Source organism: Streptomyces spiramenti (assembly GCF_012034385.1).
GTDB classification, from domain to species: Bacteria; Actinomycetota; Actinomycetes; order Streptomycetales; family Streptomycetaceae; genus Streptomyces; species Streptomyces spiramenti.
Window position 1 is genome coordinate 1 of sequence record NZ_JAAVJB010000376.1, and the last position, 3,058, is coordinate 3,058.

General features: G+C 77.8%; 3 protein-coding genes. 1 reads left to right on the plus strand and 2 read right to left on the minus strand.

The window, feature by feature from the left end:
* Nucleotides 1–197 precede the first annotated feature (197 nt).
* Together HCJ92_RS23345 and HCJ92_RS23350 are read right to left on the minus strand one after the other, a co-directional pair.
* Nucleotides 198–1,538, minus strand: a complete 1,341-nt coding sequence (locus HCJ92_RS23345) for an acyl-CoA dehydrogenase family protein (protein ID WP_167935596.1) — start codon at nt 1,536–1,538, stop codon at nt 198–200.
* A gap of 3 nt (nt 1,539–1,541) precedes the next feature.
* Nucleotides 1,542–2,339, minus strand: a complete 798-nt coding sequence (locus tag HCJ92_RS23350) for a class I SAM-dependent methyltransferase (RefSeq protein ID WP_167935597.1) — start codon at nt 2,337–2,339, stop codon at nt 1,542–1,544.
* An 84-nt stretch (nt 2,340–2,423) separates the two neighbouring features.
* Here HCJ92_RS23350 and HCJ92_RS23355 point away from each other — a divergent pair.
* Nucleotides 2,424–3,058: UbiA family prenyltransferase (locus tag HCJ92_RS23355; protein ID WP_209311512.1), on the plus strand; the 635-nt coding region annotated here is incomplete at its 3' end.

A 3,058-nucleotide genomic window follows, 5' to 3' on the forward strand; every position in this document is an offset into this window, starting at 1 on the left:
GGGGTCCCGTCGGAGCGGATGTTGGTGGTGGCGGCCCCGGAGCAGGCGAAGTTGTAGGTCACGTCCGCCGGGATGCCGGTGCGGTGGATCGCCGCGTCGTAGGAGCGGTGGCGGCTGCGGGGCGGGCGCCGGCGAGCCGGGCAGAGTGGCCGCCGCGGGCCCGGCGGCGGGGGCGTTCGGGTCGGCCGCCCGCACGGTCACCATCGGCTCGGCCCCGCGGCGTTCTCGGGGTCGCCGCCGAGCGCGGCCACGCCGAGCCAGTCGGCGCACACGTCCGAGGTCGCGGGTTGCAACGCCCCGCAGCGGGCGTCCCGGTAGATGCGCTCCAGCGGGTGGCCCCGCCGGGTGGCGGAGGTGCCCGCGGCCTCCAGCGCGGAGGAGGCCACCTCGGCGGCGGTGTCGCCGGCGACCAGCTTGGCGCGCCACACCCAGCGGTTGGTCCCGGGCTCCCCCGGGGCCTCACTCACCCGGCGGGCGGCCTCGGCGACGACCAGCCCGGCTGCGGCGGTCGCCGCGTCCGCCCGGCCGAGCCGCGCCCGCACCAGCGGGAGCGTGTCCAGGCCGCGTCCGGTGGCGTGCTCGGCCGCCGCCGCCAGCGCGGACCGCGCAACGCCGACGTAGACCGCCGCGTAGGAGGCGACCAGCCACTGCGGCATGACCTGGGCGAGCAGCACCGCCAGCCCGTCGATGCCGCCGAGGAGCGCGTCGGCCGGCAGCCGGACGTCCAGGTGGAGGTCGTGGCTGCCGGTGGCGCGCATCCCGAGGGAGTCCCAGGTCGGTTCGACGCGCACCCCCTCGCCGGCCGGGACCAGGAAGTAGGAGACCCGGGCCGGCGCCGCGTCGTCCGCCGAGGGCTGCGGGGTGCCCGGCTCGTCGGCGCCCGGCCCGTCGGTCCGTTCGCGGGCGGCGACGAGGTAGGCGTCCGCGTGCCCGGCACCGGAGACGAACGTCTTCGCCCCCGTGAGCCGGAAGCCGTCCCCGACGCGCCGGTAGGCCGTGGTGATGCGCGACAGCCGGGAGCCGGCGCCGCGTTCGCTCATCGCGACCCCGTACAGGGCACCGCCCGCGGCGGCGGTCAGCGCCCGGTCGCGGGCGGCGAACACCTCCTCTCCGACTCCGAGTTCGTGGAGCAGCGCGTCGGGGGTGTGGGCGAGGGCTCCGGTGACGGAGGCGTGCATGTTGTACACGAGCGCCGTCGCGCCGGCACCGGTGGCGACGGCCTCGGCCACGGCCGCGTACTCGGCGAACGAGGCGCCGCTGCCGCCGAGGCGCCGGGGCACCAGCAGCCCGAGCAGTCCGGCGGCGCGCAGGTCGGCGAAGTCCTCGGTGGGGAACGTCCCCTCGGCATCGTGGCCGGCGGCCCGAGCGGCGAAACGCGGCGCCAGCTCGTGGGCGGTGTCGAGCGCCTCGGCCGGGGTGGGCGCGCCGTCCGGGACGACCACCCGGCGGGGGGCCGCGCCCGGTGGCGGGGCCGCCGCCTCCGGGCGCTCACCGCGGAGCGCCGGGTCGGCGCCGCTGTCGATCCGCTGTGCCGTCATACGTCAGTCCTCCGCCGCTGCCGGACCCGCGTGGCCCGGTTCCACTGCTGCCCGCGGCACGTCCGCGGAATCCCCGCCGGTGCGGCGGCCCCTGCCCTGGAACAGCACGGCTGTGGAGGAGATCGGGACCATCGGCACCGACTCCCGGCGCCGCGCCAGCCAACCCGCGACGCCCCGCAGGGAGGGGCGCACGCCCCGGACCTGGAGCCGCACCCCGTGGCGGGCGCACTCGCGCGCCAACTCGGCGCGGTCCACCAGCAGTCTCGCGTCGTGGACCCCGCGGGGCGCCATCCCCGGCACCCGCTCGGCGACGCCGATGGCGAGCACCCGGCACACCGCGGTGTCCGCCAGGGTGTCCAGCACGAGCAGGCCGTCGGGGCGCAGCAGGCGGCAGGACTCCGCCACGGCGCGCGGCAGGTCCTCGACGTGTTCCAGGATCTCGCCGGCGGCCACCACGTCCGCGCAGCCGTCGCGCAGCGGGACGGCGGTGACGTCGCCCCGCACCGCGTGGACGCCGTGGGCGGCGGCCTGGCGCACCGCGCTGGGCGAGGTGTCGACGCCGACGTGGTGGTAGCCCTTGCCCCGCAGATGGGGTGCCATCAGCCCGCCGCCGCAGCCGAGGTCCACCAGGACGGCGCCCTCTCTCGTCGCGGGCGGCACCAGTTCGGCGCGCGCGGCGGCCAGCCAGTGCAGCATGGCGAACTTGCCTCGCGGCGACCACCACTCGTCCGCCAGTCGCTCGTACAGGGCCGGGTCGTTGGGCCGGAGCGGCACATCGGAGTTTTCCCTGAGGATGACCATGCGGCCAGGCTGGCACACTTGCCCGACATGCGACAGAACGTCGGGTCCGTAACGTCCTGGTGCCGCGCGTGCCACCCCTTGCCGGTGCTGGCGGTCACGGTGGTCACCGCCCTGCTCACCGTCGCCTGGGGACACGGGGCGGGTGGTGTACTGCTGTTGACGGCGGCCGTCCTCACCGGTCAGTTGTCCGTCGGCTGGTTGAACGACCTGGTCGATCTCGACCGGGACCGCGCCGCGGGCCGGGGGGACAAGCCGCTGGCCCGTGGCGAGCTGACCCCGGTCGCCGTCCGCCGGGCGGTGGTGGCGGCGGGCGGGGTCTCGGTGGTGCTGACCTCGCTCGCCGGCTGGCCGGCCGCCGCCGCGCACCTGGTGGCGCTGGGGTCGGCCTGGGCCTACGACCTCGGCGGCAAGTCGCGTGCCTGGTCGCCCGCCTGCTACGCGGTGTCGTTCGGGTCGCTGCCGGCGTTCGTCGTGCTCGCCCTGCCGGGCGCGCCGGCTCCGCCGCTGTGGCTGGTCGCGGGCGGCGCCCTGCTGGGGTGCGCGGCGCACTTCCTCAACGTGCTGCCGGACCTCGCGGAGGACGCCGCCGCGGGGGTGCGGGGGCTGCCGCAGCGGCTGGGCGCCGGTCGCAGTCGGGGAGCTGCGGCGGGGCTGATGCTGGGGGCGTGCGGGTCGCTCGCGCTGGGGCCGGTGCTGAGCGGCGGCACGGCGGCGGGGAC